We start from the raw sequence: 15,131 nt of genomic DNA, 5'->3' as shown, positions 1-15,131 counted from the left end.
TTATGAGCAAACTTTTTCAAAAGTCCCTTTTTAAGGGTTTAATACTTTCTGCCTCCATTGGGATTGCTAGCCTCTACTGCGCGCCTAGCTATGCAAATGCCATTGAAAGTGGCGAAGGGGTCTTTGCAGTTCTGGCCTCAGAAATAGCTTTGCAACGCGGCGAAGCTGGATTGGCGTACAAAACCTATTTAGACCTAGCGCAAGACTTAAAAGACCCTCGTCTTGCACAACGCGCCATGGAAATTGCCGTAGCCGCCGGCTCGCCCAAGTTGGCCCTCCAAGCAGCGCAAGAATGGGAAAGCTTGGCCAAGCCGTCCGATGTCAAACCCAAGGAAGCATTGATTACCCTTTACATTCTGAATCAACGCTGGTCTGATGCGGTACCCCCTGCCATTGCACTTCTCAATCATCAGACGCCAGCCCAGCGTGAGCAGACGCTCTTCCAATTACAAGAGCTGATTACAAAAACAGGTAATGAAGCCCAAGGAATGAGTGCCTATTATGAAATTGTTTCAGCACTCAAGCCAGAGCCACAAAATCCCGAGATTCTTTACGCCTATGCCATGGCTGCTGAGCAATCAGGACATACCGATGTGATGGAAAAAACTTTGCGTCAAATATTGCGCAAGCATCCAAACGATGCCAACAGCTTAAATGCCCTAGGTTACTCACTGGCAGATCGCAATCAAAATTTGCCAGAGGCTTATAAATTAATCAGCAAAGCGCATGAAATTGCTCCGCAAGATGCTTTTATTTTGGATAGTCTCGGATGGGTTAATTTTCGACTTGGTAAGAACGCACTAGCTCTCTCGCAGTTACAAAAAGCTTTTGAGGAAAAACCTGAGGCTGATATTGCTGCTCATCTTGGCGAAGTGTTATGGACCATGAATCGCCCCGCAGAGGCTGAAGATATATGGCGTGAAGGGCAAAAGCTCGATGCCAATAATCCCACACTAAAGGAAACCCTAGCGCGCCTAAAACCAAGCTGGTCAATCTCAGATAAAACTGCGCAAGGATCTTGGGACGGACGATTTGCAGTAAAAATCACCGGTCTTACTGAAGGCCAAAATCAAGGTGGATCGGGTGGATTTACCTTAACTCAGGATGAGCTCAAAGATATTTTAGAAATCCGTAGCCCCGTTGGTAGCTCACTTGCGAAAATTACGATTACTCCAAGTGAAGCATCCCTCGAACGCAATGGGGAAGTGGTCACTGCAATTGATGCAGATACCCTGATTCAAAATGTCTTGGGCTTGCCGCTGCCCGCACGTGGGCTCTCCGATTGGTTGCGAGGACAAGCGCGGCCCGGAAGCAATGCCAGCATTGAGCGCAATGAAAAAGGTCAAGTCAGTCAAATTACTCAAGATGGCTGGATTTTGCGATATACCTGGAGCAAATCGAGCAATTTAGAAAAACTGACCATGAGCCGCAGCTCAAACGTCGGATCGATTGATATTCGTCTGGTATTTGATAACCCGAATGAGTAGTCCGAGTGTGCAGACACTTGAGCTTGCCTGCCCTGCCAAGCTCAATCTATTTCTTCATATTATTGGTCGCCGTCCAGACGGCTACCATCTCTTGCAATCTGTCTTCCAGCTCATTGACTGGTGCGATACGCTAAGTCTTCAATGGATTCCGGAAAAAGAGATTCGGCGCATTAACCCAATCCCTGGCGTCCCCCCAGAGGAAGACTTAGTAGTTCGCGCAGCCCACCTTTTAATGGAGCTTGGTCAGGTTGATGGTGGCGTAGAAATTGCCCTTAAAAAGGAAATTCCGATGGGAGCAGGCTTAGGTGGCGGCTCATCAGACGCAGCCTCCACCTTAATTGGTCTTAATTACCTATGGAAATTGAATCTCGATATTCCCACGTTGAGCGAGTTAGGGCTCAAACTGGGGGCTGATGTACCTTTTTTCATTTTTGGACAAAATGCTTTTGTCGAGGGGATTGGTGAGCAGATTTCGGGTATTTCCTTGGAAACAAAGGACTTTTTAGTGATTTTTCCAAAACAGGGGATTGTTACTGCAGACATTTTTAAAGACAGTGATTTGACCCGAGACCACGCTCCGATTACAATAGATGGCTTTCTTGCAGAGCCAATGTCATTTCAGTCAAATGATTGTCAGGCAGTAGCGATGCGGATGAATCCTGAAGTGAAGCAAGCATTAGATTGGATTGCTGAGGTGATGCCAAATTCAAGGCCTCGTATGTCCGGTTCTGGCAGTAGCGTATTTGCGGTTCTTGAACCTCATGCAGATACTGCCAAACTAGAAAATCTTTTGCAAAATCTTCCAAAAGGATGGGTAGGTCGAATTGTTAGGGGGCTAAATAAAAATCCCGCTTACAATTTGATTTCTTCAGAGTAAGCTGTAGGGGAATCGCCAAGCTGGTTAAGGCACTGGATTTTGATTCCAGCATGCGAAGGTTCGAATCCTTCTTCCCCTGCCAAATACTGTAGAAACAAACATACATCACCCATTCAATATCACCAAAATACCAAATATCCTATGTCCGCCACAATGAATGCTGACCAATTGACTCTATTTACAGGCAATGCAAATCCTGTTTTGGCCCAAGCCGTTGCTAAAGAGCTCGACCTCCCCATGGGGAAAGCATTCGTCGGCCGCTTCTCCGATGGCGAGATTCAGGTAGAAATTCAAGAAAACGTGCGCGGTAAAAATGTGGTGGTAATTCAATCAACCTGTGCGCCAACGAACGACAGTTTGATGGAATTAATGATCATGATTGATGCCCTGAAACGAGCATCTGCAAGCCGCATAACCGCAGTGATTCCTTACTTCGGTTACGCAAGACAAGATCGCCGTCCTCGTTCAGCACGGGTTGCCATCTCAGCACGAATTGTTGCGAACATGCTCCAGTCAGTCGCTGGTGTCGAGCGCGTATTAACAATGGACCTCCATGCGGACCAAATTCAGGGCTTCTTCGACATCCCTGTTGATAACATCTACGCGTCTCCCGTATTGCTGGCTGACCTGCAGGCCCAAAAGACCCAAAAAGATTTAATCATTGTTTCGCCAGATATTGGCGGTGTTGTTCGCGCTCGCGCCATGGCTAAACAATTGGGCACCGATTTGGCCATTATTGATAAACGTCGCCCAAAAGCAAACGTTTCAGAAGTAATGCACTTAATTGGTGAAGTAGAAGGACGCCATTGCGTCATCATGGATGACATTATTGATACTGGCGGTACGCTCTGCAAGGCTGCTGAAGCCCTGAAAGAGCGTGGTGCCAAGGGTGTAACTGCCTACTGTACCCATGCCGTTCTTTCCGGTGGGGCAGTTGCTCGAATTGCTGCCTCGCAATTGGATGAACTGGTTGTTACCGACACCATTCCCCTGACTCCGGAAGCAATCAAAGTAAGTAAGATTCGCCAACTGAGCGTTGCTCCCATCCTCGCTGAAACGCTTTCCCGCATCAGCAAAGGTGACTCCGTGATGTCGATGTTTGCCGAATAAGCCAAAAACAAGTAATTAAGCCCTTTTTTGGTATTTTTCCAGCCTTTTTAGGCAAAAGCATCCAATCCCACGCTATAATCAAAGGCTTTTCTGTTTGGTCGCGAACGGAAATTAACCTTAATTTTGGGAATTCAATATGAAAGTAGTAGCCTTTAATAGAAGCGTACAGGGAACGGGTGCGAGCCGCCGTCTGCGCAACTCTGGAAAAACTCCAGGAATCATTTACGGTAGCAATGACCCAGCACTCGCAATTGAGTTGGATCACAATGCGCTATTCCATGCTCTTCGCAAAGAAGCATTTCACTCATCTATTCTTGATCTTGAGATCGATGGCAAAGCACAGAAAGTGTTGTTGCGCGATTATCAAATGCATCCATTTAAGCCATTGGTACTGCATATCGACTTCCAGCGTGTTTCCGCATCTGAGAAAGTTCATATGCGTGTTCCATTGCACTTCACCAATGCAGACGCATCTGATGCGGTTAAATTGCAAGGTGCAGCACTAAGCCACATTACGAACGAATTGGAAGTTTCTTGCTTGCCAGCTGATTTGCCAGAATTCATTGAAGTAGATTTGGGCAAAATCGAAGTGGGTCATGCAATCCACGCTAAAGATGTTGTATTACCTAAAGGTGTGACTTTGGTATTGCACGTTGAGCAAGAGAATCCAGTGCTCGTTAACGCACGTATCCCATCTGTTAAAGCTGCTGACGCTGAAGCCGCTCCTTCAGCAGCTGCTGCTGCACCAGCCGCTGAAGCAAAAAAATAAGCCTGATGCTTTAAAGGCAATTGCTTCAATGAGAAGACCCGCTACTCGCGGGTTTTCTTTTTTGTAGAAATGCTTTTATTCTTACACTCAAATTATGACTAAATTAATTGTTGGCTTAGGCAATCCAGGAGATGAACACGAAGAGGACCGCCATAATGCGGGCTTCTGGTTTGTAGACGCCCTCGCAAAACAATTAGGCACCCGCTTTGAGACGGAAAAACGCTTTTCTGGCAAGGCGGCCAAGGCCAAATCGGCAGCTGAAGATATCTTCTTACTCAAACCAAGCACTTATATGAACTTAAGTGGGCAAGCAGTTGGAGCAATGTGCCGCTTCCATAAAATTTTGCCCAAGGATGTTTTAGTCGTTCAAGATGAGCTTGACCTCAAGCCTGGCACAGCTCGCCTGAAGCTGGGGGGAGGTACCGGGGGCCACAATGGCTTAAAAGACATTCAGGCACACCTAGGAACGCCTGATTATTGGCGTTTACGCCTAGGTATTGGTCATCCGCGTGATCTTGCTGGCGATGGCAGGCCTATGGACGTGGCAGATTATGTTCTCAGAAGGCCCCTACAAGAGGAACAAAAGCGCATTGATCAAAGCATCGAAAATGGCTTACAGATTTTGTCCTTATTTCTCAAGGGTGACACCCAAACTGCGATGTTGGAACTACACTCGAAAAATTAAGTACGTGCCTTAGCGCGTGTTGCTGCAATTAATACTTCGTATTTAGCCATTAATTGCTCTTTAGTCTCAACATGATTCGGGCTAAATGGTATGCAATCGACAGGGCAAACCTGGCGGCACTGCGGTACGTCGTAGTGACCAACACACTCAGTACATTTATCTGGATCTATTTCATAAATCTCTAGGCCCATGTAAATGGCGTCATTCGGACATTCTGGCTCGCATACATCGCAGTTGATGCATTCGTCTGTGATCATTAAAGCCATATTGAGATTCTTGTGTCTTTTTAAAGAATTATTTCTTTGAATTGCTATCGGCAACCTTGTTCACCAACCATTTTTCAACAGACGGGAAAACAAACTTACTCACATCTCCACCCATGGAGGCAATCTCACGCACAAAGGTGCCGGAAATAAATTGATACTGATCAGATGGCGTGAGAAACAATGTCTCCACATCCGGCAATAGGTAACGATTCATGCCCGCCATTTGGAATTCGTATTCAAAGTCAGATACTGCTCTGAGTCCACGCACGATCACACGTGCATTGTGTTCACGTGCAAAATCTTTCAGTAGGCCGGTAAAACCAACAATCTTCACATTGGAATAGTGACCCAAGACTTCCTTCGCAATTTCAATCCGCTCTTCTAAGGTAAAGAAGGGTTTTTTGCTGCGACTGTCAGCAACACCCACAATCAGCTCGCCAAAAATACTCGATGCACGACGAACTAAGTCCTCATGTCCACGAGTAAAAGGGTCAAACGTTCCTGGATATACAGCGACAGTCATAATTCTCCTAAGGCTTTATCAGCTACAGGCAAGAGTTTAGTCCCTTATTCTGCGAAATAGACAGGCTTTTACCTGCCCTGCCTCTAAGTACTTTCCACAATGCCACCCTGGAAGTAAGGCTTCTATATCGCCTCTAGGGCGATTTGCAGGAAACTCAACATAAATACCGCCCCCCGCAGCATCATCACAAACCCGACCCGCCTCAATGACGGCCCGATCAAGTAACACCCCATCCTGAAATGGGGGATCGATAAAGATCAAATTGCAGCTGGAATCGCCTTGTGTTTTCAAAAACTCAAAACTATCCCGATGCAGTATTTCAACAGTGCCAGGCACGGCTGAGGATTGCAATAAAGCCAGATTCGCCTGCAAATTACTAAAGGCCTTCTTATCCTTCTCCAATAAGACAACGGAAGCTGCTTGCCGAGATCCTGCCTCAAAACCGAGAGCGCCAGTACCCGCAAATAAATCGAGGCAGCGTAAGCCACTTAAGTCCTGCCCCAACCAATTAAATAAGGTCTCTCGAATACGATCTGTACTAGGGCGCAATCCAGGCACGTCTATGACGGATAATAAGCGACTACGCCAAATCCCACCAATAATGCGCACTTTCTTTGGAGGCTGCAAAACACCCTTAGAAGTTCCCTTAGTAGGCTTATTTATTTGGATGCTCCCAGTACAACAATTTTCATGCGATCCATCGCAAGGTATTTCTGGAAAGCAGCATTAACCTGCTCAAGGCTAACGGCATTGACTTGCTGTGTCCATGTCTCCATCGTATCTAAGGGCAGACCATTCCAAACAATCGAGGAAACCGTATCCAATAATTTGCGATTGTTATCAATGCGCAGCGGATAACCATTAATCAAATTTGCTTTGGCTGCGAGCAATTCAGATTGGGTGGGTCCATCCTCAATAAACTTTGCCATGGTTGAACTCATAACATCAAGCGCCAAGGAAGCTTGATCACTCTTTGTTTGCAATCCCGCTTGAAAAATACCCACATCTTTACCGGGTGCAAAATAACTGAAGACACTATAGGCAAGCCCGCGTTTTTCACGGACCTCAGTCATTAAGCGCGAGACGAAACCGCCCCCGCCTAAAACATAATTACCCACCAAGAGCGGGAAGAAATCGGGATTATTGCGAGTAATCGCTGTCATTCCCATGGCAATATGCGCTTGCTGCGAATCAAAGGGAATATCTACCTCACGATCTGCTAATGGCTCTACAGGTGAGCGCGCAAAAGCGGGTAGGGCTGGAATCGCTGGCCCTGATGGTGGAATTCTTTTGAGCAAGGTATGCACTACCTCATTAGCTTCTGCAGGGCTCACATCGCCAACAATGCTGACAATCATGCGCTCACCACGATAAAACTGTTTATGAAACCGCACTAAATCATTGGCCTCAATCGCGGCAATCGATTTAACCGAGGGCGAATTTGCTAATGGATAGTCACCATAAATCAATTTGCTAAATTGACGCTCCAGTACAAAATCCGGTTTAGTTTCTGCTTCGAGTAAACCAGTAATAGAACGCTGTTTTTCCCGCGCCAATATTTTTGCATCATAGATCGGGGTACTTAACATATCAGCCGCTAATTGCACTGCCCTATCGCGCAAATCTTTTCTACTTAAGCTGCGAATACGTAAAGTTGCACGCTCACCACTCACTGAGGTAGCAATATTTGCACCTAAATCAGCAATCTCATCAGCAATTTGCGCCTCAGATAATCCGTGCTGTTCGCCACGCACACCATAACTCATCAGCTCCGCAGTCATCGAGGCTAAGCCACTCTTACCCTTTGGATCATAGCGATCGCCTGCATCAATGCTGACCTCAATATCCACCATCGGCAAGGCCTTGGTTTGAACTAAAAAAGCTTTCGCACCATTTACTGCGGGCAATTGCTCTATGGGCAAGATGGCATATGCACTGTGTATCCAAGCAATAAACAGGAATATCCCAAAAACAAATGCTTGTTTAACGGAGAAAGGGGGCTTCATTTTGTAGCTCCCTTAATCGAGACATCCGAAGTATTGCGAGCTTGAGGATCCAACACTGCAATCGTCAAGCCGCTATCCACTAAATATTTTTTTGCTACCGCTTGAACTTGTTCGGGTGTGATGGTTTGCATTTTTTCCAAAATCGTGTCGATATCACGCCATGAGAATCCAGCCATTTCGATACTGCCAATTTCCATTGCCTGACCAAAGATGGAATCCCGTTTATAAATTTGATCGGAAAGCAGGTGGACCTGAATCCGCTTTAACTCGGAATCCAAAATACCTTTTGCCATTAATTCATTCAAGACCCCGCGAATAGCGGCTTGCGATTGTGCAATCGTTTTTCCTTTTGCCACGCGCGCACTGATCGTAAATAATTCTGGCCCACGAGAAATCATGTCATAACTGACATTGATATCGTTGACCACACGCTCTTGCTTCACCAAGATTCGATCTAAGCGGGCGTTGTCATAACCATCCAGCACTCCGGCAAGTAATTCAAGGGCATAAGGCTCAACATCATCTAACTTGCCAGGCTCTAAACGAGGAACCTTCCAGGCCATTGCAAGCTGCAAACTATCAGCAGGTGCTTTCACTTCTACCTGCTTGATACCCTTTTGAGGTGGCTCAATTTGTGGTTTGCGAACCGGTAATTCACGTGCCTGAGCAGGGCCATAATATTTCTCGACCATACGCAAGGTTTGCTCTGGATCAACATCCCCGCTAATCACAACGACTGCATTATTAGGCGCATACCAACTCTGATACCAGTTACGCGCATCAACTGCTTTCATATTTTGCAAATCATTCATCCAACCAATCACAGGATGACGATAAGGCGAACTCATAAAAGCGGTTGCCATCAAGGATTCATTTAATAGGCTAGCTGGATTATCTTCGGTGCGTAAGCGCCGCTCTTCCATGATCACCTGAATTTCTTTGGCATATTCTGCATCATCAAAATTGAGATTAGACATGCGGTCGGCTTCTAGCTTCATTACATCGTTTAATTTTGATTTTTCAACCTGCTGAAAGAAGGCGGTGTAATCACGATTGGTAAAGGCATTCTCGCGCCCTCCCACGGCAGCAACTAAGCGGGAGAATTCACCAGCTTTTACTTGATCGGTACCCTTAAACATCATATGCTCAAGGACATGGGCTACACCAGTGCGACCATTGGTTTCATCAATTGATCCTGCGCGATACCAAACCATATGTGCCACAGTAGGAGCGCGATGGTCCTCCCTCACAATGAGTTTGAGGCCATTCGAGAGTTGGTACTCATGGGTATCAGCAGTCTGATTTGCTTCAGCGCATGCCAATAAAGGCATACAGAGCAAGAAAAGCAAAGAAAGCCGCGGTAAAACGCTGCGCATCTGTAAGATCACTGTATCTCCAAAAATTAAATTGATAAGATGCATCTTTTAAATTGTATCGATTATGTTCGGCCTACGTAAAACCCTCGGTTCTCTATTTAAATCCAACCAAACTGACGAAGCTTGGTTTGAGACTCTCGAAGAGACACTCATCCAAAGTGATGTGGGACTACCCACCACTGAGCAATTGATGATTAAGCTGCGTAAAGCAGCAAAGTCAGAAAAGGCATCTACCCCTGAAGACTTACAACAACTTCTCATCCAAGAGGTCGCCGCATTACTTGGCGCCATAGAGCCCTCACCCAACCCCTTATATACCCATACCTTAATAGGTAGCCCTGAAGTTTGGCTGGTAATTGGCGTGAATGGGGCAGGCAAGACAACCACCATCGGCAAGTTATGTCGACTCTTTCAGTCGCAGGGTAAATCAGTCCTATTGGCCGCTGGCGATACCTTCCGTGCTGCGGCACGCAATCAATTGCAAGAGTGGGGTGGGCGCAACCAGGTTGATGTCATCACTCAAGAAGGTGGTGACGCAGCGGCAGTGGCGCATGACGCCATCCATTCGGCCATCTCACGCAAAAGCGATATTCTCATTATTGATACGGCCGGACGTCTGGCAACGCAAGACCACCTGATGGAAGAGCTTAAGAAGGTCAAGCGCGTCATCGGCAAAGCCCTACCCGGGGCACCACACCAGAACTTACTCGTTCTAGATGGAAACACTGGACAAAATGGTTTGAGCCAAGTCAAGGCATTTCATGCAGCCCTTGGTCTTACCGGAATCATCGTGACTAAGCTCGATGGCACTGCAAAAGGGGGGGTAATCTGCGCCCTTGCCCATACTCTGAAAGACGGCCCAAAACCAGCCATTCTGGCCCTTGGAAAAGGTGAGGGAATTGACGACCTAGTCCCCTTCACTGCCGAGCAATATTCAGCAGAATTATTCAATTAAATCAGTTGCTTGCAAAAGTAAAAAAGCATTAGCAGTCTCTTAACAGGAGTGCTAAAATGGAACTTATTCACACTTAAAAAATTCAAAAAAATGGTTCAAAAGAAAGCTGATAAACCGCTAGTGCAAGCCAGGCAAACATTGCCAGCAGCGCAGACTGCTGGTGGTTCGCTTGCTTTTCCAATGTTGCCATCCCTCGGGATTGGCACACTCGATGCCTACATTAATTATGTTAATCGCGTCCCCATGCTCAGTGCTGCTGAAGAACTCCATCTTGCGCAGGAATTTCGTCGCACTGAAAATGTGGATGCCGCTAAAACCTTGGTGTTATCACACCTACGTTTAGTCGTCTCCGTTGCCCGCCAGTATCTTGGGTATGGTATTCCACACGCCGACCTCATACAAGAAGGTAATGTAGGCTTGATGAAGGCTGTGAAGCGCTATGACCCTACTCAGGGGGCACGCTTAGTATCTTATGCAATTCATTGGATCAAAGCCGAGATTCATGAATATATTCTCAAAAACTGGCGCCTCGTTAAGGTTGCCACTACCAAAGCACAGCGAAAGTTGTTCTTCAATTTACGCAGCAATAAACCGACTCTCAGCGCATTAACTCCCGGTGAAATTGAGGCGCTTGCAAAAGCCCTCGACGTTAAGGGGTCCGATGTCAGGGAAATGGAAATGCGCTTGGCTGGCGGTGATGTTGCACTGGACAGTGATGATAGCGACGAAGATGCTGCCTACGCACCCATTCAGTGGCTCAGTGATAGCACTCAGGAGCCTACTGAAATGATGGCCGCTGCCCAAACGGATGCACTCCAAGGACCTCAGCTAAACAACGCCTTGATGGCATTAGATGAGCGCAGCCGAAATATTGTGCAATCTCGCTGGTTAGCGATGGATGCCGATGGTCATGGCACAAAAACATTACATGATTTAGCTGATGAATACGGCATCTCTGCCGAACGCGTGCGCCAAATCGAGATGTCCGCTCTGAAAAAAATGCGGGCGATGCTACAAGCACCAGCCGCTTAATTTTTTACTGTTTCAACAACTCTTTCAAGTCTTGCGCTAAGGTCTGCGGACCTTGCGCATGCTTGATAAATAATCGCAATTGCCCATTACGGTCAAAAGCATAGCTGCCTGCGGTGTGATCAATGGTATATGAACCCGGGCTCGATCCGGGCACTTTCTTGTAGTAAATCTTAAAGTCTTTGGTAACCTTTTCTAAAGCAGCATCATCCGCTGGTCGTAGACCCAGAAAACGCGGATCAAAAGCCGGTACATACTGTTTTAGTATCGCTGCCGTATCTCGCTGTGGATCGACTGTCACAAAAAGAACTTGTACCTGATTTGATTGGGGCCCTAGCAAGTTCATTGCTTGCTCCATCTCTGTCAAAGTAGTTGGACAGACATCGGGGCACTGGGTATAACCAAAAAACATTACTACCACTTTGCCTTTGAAATCTTCCAATGTTCTGGTCTTATCATCCGGATCTAGCAAGCTAAATTCTTTACCAAATGCGGTACTTCCAGTGATATCCACATTCGTAAAACTGGCTTTTGGGCTGCAGCCCAATAGGGCAAGCCCCAAAATAGAGGCGGCGATTAACGATCCAAGGCGATAGAGTGGATTTCTCATTATTTTCTTAAATGAAATAGTGATCTATCAACAGGGCTGCAAATAAGAGTGATAAATAAGTGATAGAAAAACGGAAGGTCCTCTTTGCCAAGGCATCGCTATAAGAGATAAATAAGGCAATGACATAAGTCAGGAAGATGAAACCCAAAAGCACGGCTGCAATCAGATAGACCAAGCCACTCATCCCATAGATGTATGGAAGTAAGGTGGCTGCAATCAAAATCAGGGTGTAAAGCAAAATATTGAGTAGTGTAAAGCGCTCACCATGCGTGACGGGTAGCATTGGCAATCCGGACTGTGCGTAGTCATCACGACGATACAAAGCTAAGGCCCAAAAATGTGGGGGCGTCCATACAAAAATAATTAACACCAAGAGCCATGCTTCAGCAGACAGGCTATTAGTAACTGCGGCCCAACCTAGGGCTGGTGGCATTGCCCCAGACAATCCACCAATGACAATATTTTGCGGAGTCGCTGGTTTTAATAGCCAGGTATAAATCACCGCATAACCCACAAAAGTTGCAGCAGTCAGCCACATCGTTAAGGGATTGGTGAAGTTCCACAAAATGACCATTCCAAGGGAGCCCAAAATGATCGAGAAAATCACAATATGAATAGGCTTTAGCTCACCTGTAGCAGAAGGCCTCCAAGATGTTCGCTTCATTTTTGCATCAACTGCCTGCTCAATTAGACAATTCATTGCAAAAGCAGCGCCTGCCAATAGCCATATACCAACAATCCCGCCAAGCAAAATTGGGTATGGGACCATGCCAGGGGTGGCAAGAAACATCCCAATCACAGCACAAAAAACGGCTAACTGAGTGACCCGAGGCTTTGTTAAGACCCAATATTGTCGCCAACGAGGCATCGGGACTACGGCGGTGGAATTAGGGCTACTCATGATGGTCTTCTATCTTAATTGAATCGGGGATTTCCAGCTCGCCCAATAACTCATTCGTACTAAACAAAACACTAAAGCGGCTGCGCCGCCGGTATGCATTAAAGCCGCCAACAATGGCCACTGAAAGACCACATTAGAAATTCCTGTAATTACCTGGAGAATTAAAAGCCCCAACAGCAATTTGGATAAGGACTTTAACTGGGGTAACTGACGTGCAACGAAAAACAAAGTGGTCAGCACAAGCAAAACGAGCACCGCAAAAAGACGATGCGCCCAATGAATAGTCTGTAATGCAGTCGGAGAGAGATACTCACCTCCTGCGGTGAGGCCTAACTGTCGCCACAGCGTAAAACCTTCTTGCCACTGTGTTTCAGGCCAAAATGCTCCTAAGCAAGTCGGAAAATCAGGACAAGCCAGCACGGCATAATTTGTACTGACCCAGGCACCTAAGAAAATTTGCACGCCAAGTACTCCAAAGGCAGCAGCGAGTAACTTAGCTGGCAAGCGCTCTTGATTGGCTGGTTCTGCAGTTTTATGAAAGCATGCTTGATTTGCGTAAGCAGTTAAGCATCCAAGCAAAACAATTGCTAAGAGCAAATGGGTGCTCACAATAATCGGTTGCAATTTCAGCGTGACTGTCCATGCACCAAATGCCCCTTGAATACAGACCAAGAGCAATAAACCCAAACTGCCATACAGTGGTTTAGTGCCAAGCGACTTCACCTTGCTGTACGCCATAAGCAGTTGCACCACAATTAATGTACCAACTGTCATTGCTAGGTAGCGATGAATCATTTCAATCCATGCTTTTGCAAGTGATACAGGCCCCGTCGGAAAAGCGGCATTTGCCTCCTGAATATCTCCCAGAGCGTGCCATGGATTAGAGGTGCCATAGCAACCTGGCCAATCAGGACAACCCAATCCAGAATCACTCAGACGTGTAAAAGCACCGAACACAATCAGATCAAATGTCATGAAGACTAAGAGCCAATTGAGTTTTTCAAAAAAACCATACTCGCGCTTTTGCCACAGATAAGTCAAAGGCAGGCCTGCAAAGACAATTGCAATGACCGCAAGCTCGAGGAATAAAGCAATGCTGCTCATTGCAATTTTTCGCCCTTGTAATTAATGCGCAGGAGCTTCTCTAAATCCTTCTTGATGCTGCCAAACTCCTTAGGAGAATTAGTCACCGGAAAATACATCATCTTTGCACCACTGGGATCGATCAGCTGGATTTGCTGTCCTGCACCTTCGTGATTGAGCCACTGCATAAACTGCGCTTTAAGTTCTGGGTTGGATGGCAGATCTTCAACAGTAAAACCAGCGGTTTCATGATCATAGGCAAGGGCTATTTCTGGGTCCACTTGCTTGCCATCGGTATTCACCCACAGCAGTTGTACGCGATTACTTTCCCTGCCCATTGCTACGCGCAATTGGCGCATCAAAAATAATGCTTCAAGGCATTTAGTATTCTGCACCGTACAATCGCCCGCTGGACGAGCTGCCACTAAAGTCCACTTACCTTGAAGAGGTAAAGCAAACCAAGCGGGATTGGTTTCTTGGACAGGCTGAACCAGCGTGCCGTAATTCGTTTTGCCACCCTCAGGCTTATATACATAGTAAGCAAAATAAGATGCTAGTACTGGGGCAGCGCAGGCCAATAATAAAAACAGCATTTGTATGCGCCCACGCTTAGTGCGTGCATTGATTGCCGAAGGATCCATTTGAGATGCCGGAATTAATACTTCGTTTTCATTCACTCTGATCACCACCTTGTTGCCGATATTGTTTTAAACCAGTCACCAGCCAAAAAATAAAGCCACACAATGCCAAAGCAAACCACTGGAAGGCATAAGCATGATGGCGCTCGACTCCTGTTGTTGGGGGTGCCCAACTCCTCGCCAAACCATCCAAGCCATCTACATTGGTTTCGCGCAATATAAATGGCAGCTGTTGCCACTGGTGCAAATTCGCTTCTTTTGCTAAATCTAAATTCTGCTCAATCCGGGGCCTGACAATAGGTCCATCATTTTTACCCAAGTCATACACCTTGCCTGGATTTGCCAAAGCAATACCCTCAACTTCAACAAGGCCATCGGGGGTGCTGACAGGTGGTAATTCTGTACGGTTTTCAGTGTTACGGGGAGCCCAGCCTCGGTTTACCCACAACACAGTATCACTGCCCTGCAATTGAAAGGGCGTCATGACAAAAAAACCAGACTGAGCGGCGCTATCAGCACCACCTGCTGGTATAGGACGAGGGCGGTTATCGAGCCAAATAGTTTGACTGGGCAAGTAATGCCCTTTAGCAACGACACGCCGTTGTAATACTTCTTCTAGAGTCCAAGAGCGGCCATTTAAAGCCAATGGCGGTAATTGGGCATGCTCAGCCATGCTTTGCGACAAGGCCATCTTTTGGTGCGCTCTATCTAGTTGCCAGACCCCTGCAGCGCAACCCACCCCAATTACAAAAAGGGCTGATACAGTAGCGACTAGACGAGAGCCGATGAGGCTAGTGAATATATTCAAGGGGTTCG

General features: G+C 46.6%; 17 protein-coding genes and 1 tRNA gene. 8 read left to right on the top strand and 10 right to left on the bottom strand.

Annotated features, from left to right (window positions below):
* Positions 1–2 precede the first annotated feature (2 nt).
* From M2125_RS07695 to pth, 6 genes are all read left to right on the top strand, one after another.
* Complete coding sequence (locus M2125_RS07695) at positions 3–1,487, top strand: lipoprotein insertase outer membrane protein LolB (protein WP_076023653.1); 1,485 nt, start codon at positions 3–5, stop codon at positions 1,485–1,487.
* Positions 1,480–2,364, top strand: coding sequence for a 4-(cytidine 5'-diphospho)-2-C-methyl-D-erythritol kinase (gene ispE / locus M2125_RS07690; protein ID WP_280741659.1), 885 nt, complete (start codon positions 1,480–1,482; stop codon positions 2,362–2,364). The genes M2125_RS07695 and ispE overlap by 8 nt, the downstream gene beginning before the upstream one ends.
* 5 nt (positions 2,365–2,369) lie before the next feature.
* Positions 2,370–2,446: transfer RNA gene (locus M2125_RS07685), tRNA-Gln, on the top strand.
* A gap of 59 nt (positions 2,447–2,505) precedes the next feature.
* Positions 2,506–3,474: a ribose-phosphate pyrophosphokinase gene (locus tag M2125_RS07680; RefSeq protein ID WP_083657517.1), complete on the top strand. Its 969-nt coding sequence runs from the start codon at positions 2,506–2,508 to the stop codon at positions 3,472–3,474.
* A gap of 136 nt (positions 3,475–3,610) precedes the next feature.
* The gene (locus M2125_RS07675; protein ID WP_280742799.1) at positions 3,611–4,243 is read left to right on the top strand and encodes a 50S ribosomal protein L25/general stress protein Ctc; all 633 of its coding nucleotides are present in this window, start codon (positions 3,611–3,613) and stop codon (positions 4,241–4,243) included.
* Between the two features lie 94 nt (positions 4,244–4,337).
* Positions 4,338–4,928 (top strand): aminoacyl-tRNA hydrolase, encoded by a 591-nt coding sequence (gene pth / locus M2125_RS07670; protein WP_076023650.1) that lies wholly within the window; start codon positions 4,338–4,340, stop codon positions 4,926–4,928.
* Here pth and M2125_RS07665 read toward each other — a convergent pair.
* Genes M2125_RS07665 through M2125_RS07645 form a run of 5 tightly spaced genes read right to left on the bottom strand, consistent with a single transcriptional unit; the run spans position 4,925 to position 9,144 of the window.
* Entirely contained in the window at positions 4,925–5,194 is a 270-nt protein-coding gene (locus M2125_RS07665; RefSeq protein WP_076023649.1) for a YfhL family 4Fe-4S dicluster ferredoxin, read from the bottom strand. The two genes, pth and M2125_RS07665, sit on opposite strands and share 4 nt — an antisense overlap.
* Before the next feature lie 28 nt (positions 5,195–5,222).
* On the bottom strand, positions 5,223–5,717 hold the full coding sequence (gene coaD, locus M2125_RS07660; RefSeq protein WP_076023648.1) for a pantetheine-phosphate adenylyltransferase: 495 nt from the start codon (positions 5,715–5,717) through the stop codon (positions 5,223–5,225).
* A 36-nt stretch (positions 5,718–5,753) separates the two neighbouring features.
* Positions 5,754–6,344 (bottom strand): 16S rRNA (guanine(966)-N(2))-methyltransferase RsmD, encoded by a 591-nt coding sequence (gene rsmD, locus M2125_RS07655; RefSeq protein WP_083657516.1) that lies wholly within the window; start codon positions 6,342–6,344, stop codon positions 5,754–5,756.
* A gap of 32 nt (positions 6,345–6,376) precedes the next feature.
* Positions 6,377–7,723, bottom strand: a complete 1,347-nt coding sequence (locus M2125_RS07650) for a M16 family metallopeptidase (RefSeq protein ID WP_280742798.1) — start codon at positions 7,721–7,723, stop codon at positions 6,377–6,379.
* Entirely contained in the window at positions 7,720–9,144 is a 1,425-nt protein-coding gene (locus tag M2125_RS07645; protein ID WP_280742797.1) for a M16 family metallopeptidase, read from the bottom strand. The genes M2125_RS07650 and M2125_RS07645 overlap by 4 nt, the downstream gene beginning before the upstream one ends.
* A gap of 19 nt (positions 9,145–9,163) precedes the next feature.
* On the opposite strand from M2125_RS07645, the gene ftsY reads away from it, so the two are divergent.
* Positions 9,164–10,054, top strand: coding sequence for a signal recognition particle-docking protein FtsY (gene ftsY / locus M2125_RS07640; protein WP_277541924.1), 891 nt, complete (start codon positions 9,164–9,166; stop codon positions 10,052–10,054).
* Positions 10,055–10,144: 90 nt separating this feature from the next.
* Positions 10,145–11,086 (top strand): RNA polymerase sigma factor RpoH, encoded by a 942-nt coding sequence (rpoH, locus tag M2125_RS07635; RefSeq protein ID WP_277541922.1) that lies wholly within the window; start codon positions 10,145–10,147, stop codon positions 11,084–11,086.
* Positions 11,087–11,090: 4 nt separating this feature from the next.
* Here rpoH and M2125_RS07630 read toward each other — a convergent pair whose 3' ends face one another.
* From M2125_RS07630 to M2125_RS07610, 5 genes are read right to left on the bottom strand one after another with little or no spacing between them, the layout of a single operon-like run.
* Positions 11,091–11,693 (bottom strand): SCO family protein, encoded by a 603-nt coding sequence (locus M2125_RS07630; RefSeq protein WP_076023643.1) that lies wholly within the window; start codon positions 11,691–11,693, stop codon positions 11,091–11,093.
* A gap of 7 nt (positions 11,694–11,700) precedes the next feature.
* Positions 11,701–12,594, bottom strand: coding sequence for a heme o synthase (gene cyoE / locus M2125_RS07625; protein ID WP_076023642.1), 894 nt, complete (start codon positions 12,592–12,594; stop codon positions 11,701–11,703).
* A gap of 9 nt (positions 12,595–12,603) precedes the next feature.
* Complete coding sequence (locus M2125_RS07620) at positions 12,604–13,698, bottom strand: COX15/CtaA family protein (protein WP_277541918.1); 1,095 nt, start codon at positions 13,696–13,698, stop codon at positions 12,604–12,606.
* Positions 13,695–14,354: a hypothetical protein gene (locus M2125_RS07615; RefSeq protein ID WP_076023640.1), complete on the bottom strand. Its 660-nt coding sequence runs from the start codon at positions 14,352–14,354 to the stop codon at positions 13,695–13,697. Before M2125_RS07615 ends, M2125_RS07620 begins: the two co-directional genes overlap by 4 nt.
* A complete protein-coding gene (locus M2125_RS07610) occupies positions 14,347–15,123 on the bottom strand; it encodes an SURF1 family protein (protein ID WP_280742796.1) in 777 nt (258 codons plus the stop codon). The genes M2125_RS07615 and M2125_RS07610 overlap by 8 nt, the downstream gene beginning before the upstream one ends.
* Positions 15,124–15,131: the final 8 nt, after the last annotated feature.

Origin of the sequence: Polynucleobacter sphagniphilus (assembly GCF_029892205.1) — a bacterium.
GTDB classification, from domain to species: Bacteria; Pseudomonadota; Gammaproteobacteria; order Burkholderiales; family Burkholderiaceae; genus Polynucleobacter; species Polynucleobacter sphagniphilus.
Note: the sequence above shows the minus strand (reverse complement) of the source record. Positions and strands in the feature narration are given on the sequence as shown.